The 4,089-nt window shown below is 68.6% G+C and carries 4 protein-coding genes; 2 read left to right on the top strand and 2 right to left on the bottom strand.

Annotation, left to right across the window (positions count from 1 at the left end; translation table 11 throughout):
- Together GH736_RS18445 and GH736_RS18440 are read right to left on the bottom strand one after the other, a co-directional pair.
- Positions 1–629, bottom strand: a 629-nt coding sequence (locus GH736_RS18445) for an MFS transporter (RefSeq protein WP_159605935.1), incomplete at its 3' end; no start/stop codon positions are given.
- A gap of 4 nt (positions 630–633) precedes the next feature.
- Positions 634–1,446, bottom strand: coding sequence for a M15 family metallopeptidase (locus GH736_RS18440; protein ID WP_235934446.1), 813 nt, complete (start codon positions 1,444–1,446; stop codon positions 634–636).
- A gap of 245 nt (positions 1,447–1,691) precedes the next feature.
- Between GH736_RS18440 and GH736_RS18435 the strand changes: the two genes are divergently transcribed.
- Together GH736_RS18435 and GH736_RS18430 are read left to right on the top strand one after the other, a co-directional pair.
- Positions 1,692–2,969 carry an ABC transporter substrate-binding protein gene (locus GH736_RS18435; RefSeq protein ID WP_407922370.1) on the top strand — a complete coding sequence of 426 codons (1,278 nt, stop codon included), beginning with the start codon at positions 1,692–1,694 and terminating at the stop codon, positions 2,967–2,969.
- A gap of 78 nt (positions 2,970–3,047) precedes the next feature.
- A partial coding sequence (locus tag GH736_RS18430) for a carbohydrate ABC transporter permease (protein WP_159605931.1) occupies positions 3,048–4,089 on the top strand: 1,042 nt, incomplete at its 3' end.

Genomic DNA, 4,089 nt, shown 5'->3' with positions numbered 1-4,089 from the left:
GTCGACGGGTCGACCGCGAGGTGACCGGCCCGCGGCGTGCGCAGCAGCGTGCCCACGAGCACGGCGGACAGCGCGAACGCGACCGCGGAGAACACGAACGGCCCCACGAGCGGGGGCAGTCCGAGCGCCTGGCCCGCCGTGTCGCCTGATTGGGACAGCAGGGGCCCGGCGACGGAGCCGATCGTCGTCGCCCAGAGCACGAGCGACATGAAGCGTGCCTCGAACCCGGGCGCGGCCACTTCGGTCGCCGCGAACCGGGCCTGCAGTCCGGCCGCGCTCGCGGCGCCGAACGCCGCCAGCCCGAGGAACACGAGCACCGGCATCCCGCTCGTCGCCGCGGCGACCACGAGCACGGCGCCCACGAAGGCGAAGGCGTAGCCGGTCGCGAGCGCCACGTGGCGGCCGGCGCGCACGGCGAGGCGCGCGAGCGGGATGGCGACGATCGCTGCGCCGAGCACACTCGACGACTGCGCGAGTCCGCCCATCGCCACCGTGCCGGTGAGGTCGGAGGTGAGGATCGCCGCGAGGGCCATGCCCGTCGCGACACCGGCGCCGGCGAGCAGCTGGTTGACGATCAGCACCGTCAGTGCGAGTCCGCGTCGCGGCATCCGTTCGCCCTGATCGGTCATCGGCTCACTCGTAGTCGGGCGCGGCCGGGAGGCCGAAGAATTCCTCGAGGGTGGTGAAGCCGGTGTCGTGCATCTCGGTCGCGAGGTCGGTGCCGACGTACCGGTAGTGCCACGGTTCGAAGGAGTAGCCGGTGACGTCGGTCTTGTCGGCCGGGTACCGCATGATGAACCCGAAGCGCCAGGCGTTGTCGCGGAGCCAGGCGCCCTCGGGGGTGTCGGCGAAGCACTCGGCGAGCGAGCAGTCGCCCGAAGCGGCGCCGATGTCCATGGTCAGGCCGGTCTGGTGCTCGCTGAAGCCGGGGCGCGCCGTGGTGAGGTCGTCGCCGTCGTAGACCTCCTCCTGCGCGGAGTACGAGCGGTAGGCGCTGTTCGAGGCCAGCTCGAGGCCGGCTTCTGCCAGTGCCGCGTCGAACATGGCGACCACGGCGTCGGATGCCTCCTGCCGCAGCTCGGGCTCCCAGGTGTGCTCCACGGGCACCGAGACCAGGTCGTCGGGCTCGTAGTCCTGCGGGTTGAGCGGACGCAGCTTGTTGACGACGACCCAGATGCTCGTCGGGTCGTCGAGGGAGCGGGCGGCCTTGTCGAACGACTCGACGGTGGCCGGCGCGGGAATGGCCTCGGGAGCCGGGCGGGGCGTCTCCGTCGCGGCGTCGGCGGCACCGTCGGAGGACCCGGCGACGGCTGGATCCGCGCCGCTGACGTACCCGACCACGAGCACCGCGATCGCGATCAGCACGAGGCTCAGCGAGAGGGCGATGACCATCCGACGCCGATGGCGCACGTCGTCGCTCGGCTCTCGGCGCTCGCTTCCAGACACCGTTCGAGTGTACGGGCCCCGGCTGGGGGCGACATCCGGCCGCGCGCCGCGACCGACCGAGTCCGTTGATCCAACTGGTGGGATTTGGTTACAGCTCAGTAACGAACGCGCCGAATGAGAGCGCTCTCTTGACATTCATGATCGCGCTCTCATAGCATCGGCCTGCATCGTGAGAGCGCTCTCACCTCAGGGCTTGAGCGCGACCTCACGTGACCATTCCGCAACCCCAACACGCACACAAGGGAGTGACCGTGAAGCTTTCACGACGCACCAAGGCGATCGCCGCCGTAGCCGGCGCCGCATCCATCGCCCTCCTCGCCTCGGGCTGTTCCCCGAGCTCGGACTCGGGCTCCGGCGACGGCCCGATCGAACTGAGCGTCGCGACGTTCAACGACTTCGGCTACACCGACGAGCTCCTCCAGGAGTACATGGACGAGAACCCGAACGTGAAGGTCGTGCAGAACAAGGCCGCGACCTCGAACGATGCGCGCGCCAACTACTTCCAGAAGCTCGGCAAGAAGGGCCTCGCCGACGTCGAGGCCATCGAGGTCGACTGGCTTCCCGAGGTCATGAAGTACTCCGACCTCCTCGCCGAGGTGCCCGCAGGCACCGCCGACCGCTGGCTCGACTGGAAGGTCGACGCCGCCACCGACGCCGACGGCCGCCTCATCGGCTACGGCACCGACATCGGCCCCGAGGGCGTGTGCTACCGCTCCGACCTGTTCGCCGCCGCCGGCCTCCCGACCGACCGCGAAGAGGTCGCCGCCCTGCTCGAGGGCGACTGGAACAAGTACTTCGAGGTCGGCGCGCAGTACACCGCCGCCACCGGAAAGGCCTGGTTCGACTCGGCCGGCAGCACCTACCAGGGCATGATCAACCAGGTCGAGGCCGCCTACGAGGACCCCGACTCCGGTGACATCACCGCGACCGAGAACGCCGACGTCGAGGACATCTACAACGCCGTGCTCGACGCGAGCGCCACGCAGTCCGCGCACCTCGGCCAGTGGAGCGACGACTGGTTCGCCGGCGTCGGCAACGGCGCATACGCGACCATGCTCTGCCCGGGCTGGATGCTCGGTGTCATCTCCGGCAACGCCGAGGACGTCACCGGCTGGGACGTCGCGAACGTCTTCCCGAGCGGCGGCGGCAACTGGGGCGGCTCGTACCTGACCGTTCCCGCCAACGGCGCGCACGTGGAAGAGGCGCAGAAGCTCGCCGACTGGCTGACCGCTCCCGAGCAGCAGATCAAGGCCTTCGTCAATGCCGGCACCTTCCCGAGCCAGAACGACGCCTACACCGATGAGGCCCTCACCGGCTTCGTGAACGAGTACTTCAACAACGCGCCGGTCGGCCAGATCTTCACGGATCGTGCCAAGGCCGTCTCGGTGGCGCCGTTCAAGGGCGAGTACTACTTCCAGATCAACGACGCCATGCAGAAGGCCCTGACCCGTGTCGAGGACGGCACGCAGGACAAGCAGGCGTCGTGGGACCAGTGGGTCTCCGAAGTCGAGGCGATCGGCTAGTCGGCCCTCCGTGGGGGCCGGGTCCGCCCGGCCCCCACGGATCCCCGTCCGCAGCATCCGGAAGCAAGAGGAACGACCGTGACATCCACCGCCACCGCGCCCCCGTCATCCACTGAACGACCGCAGCAGCAGGGCGGCGCACCGGCGCCGAGGAATCCGCGTCGCATCGCGTTCGGCCACCGCGTCAGCCGGTGGGACCTGAAGCTCTCGCCCTACCTCTACATCTCGCCGTTCTTCATCCTCTTCATCGTCGTCGGGCTGTTCCCGATCGCCTACACGGCGGTCATCTCCTTCATGGACTGGGACCTCGTCCGCAACTCGGGCACGTTCATCGGCTTCGACCAGTACGTCTACGTGCTGACGCAGCCGAAGTTCTGGATCGCCCTCCGGAACACCTTCAGCATCTTCCTGCTCTCGAGCATTCCCCAGCTGATCGCCGCGATCTTCATCGCCGCCATGCTCGACCAGAACATCCGCGCCAAGACCTTCTGGCGGATGGGCGTCCTCGTGCCCTACGTGATGGCGCCCGTGGCCGTGGCCCTCATCTTCAGCAACATGTTCGGCGACAAGTTCGGCCTCGTGAACTCGGTCCTCACCGATCTGGGCCTCTCCCCCGTCATGTGGCACAGCGACGCGTTCGCCAGCCACATCGCGATCGCGACCATGGTGAACTTCCGCTGGACCGGCTACAACACGCTGATCCTCCTGGCCGCGATGCAAGCCATCCCGCGCGACTACTACGAGGCCGCCGCCATCGACGGGGCCAGCAAGTTCCGCCAGTTCTTCGCCATCACGGTGCCGAGCCTCCGACCCACCCTCATCTTCGTGATCATCACGTCGACCATCGGCGGCCTGCAGATCTTTGACGAGCCGCGCATGTACGACCAGTACGGCACCGGCGGCGCCGATTCGCAGTGGCTCACCATCACGCTGTACCTCTACGACATCGGCTGGGGCCAGTGGAACTTCGGCCGGGCTGCGGCCCTCGCCTGGATCCTCTTCCTCATCATCCTGGCCATCGGCGTCATCAACCTGCTCGTCACGCAGAAGGTGGTCCGAGACGAGGGCCGACGGGATGCCGCGAGCGGGCGCCAGCGCCGCGCCGCCGCCCGCGCGGCCC

Origin of the sequence: Agromyces humi, from assembly GCF_009720255.1 — a bacterium.
In the GTDB taxonomy this organism is placed as follows: Bacteria; Actinomycetota; Actinomycetes; order Actinomycetales; family Microbacteriaceae; genus Agromyces; species Agromyces humi.
This window is presented reverse-complemented; position numbering and strand designations above follow the sequence as displayed.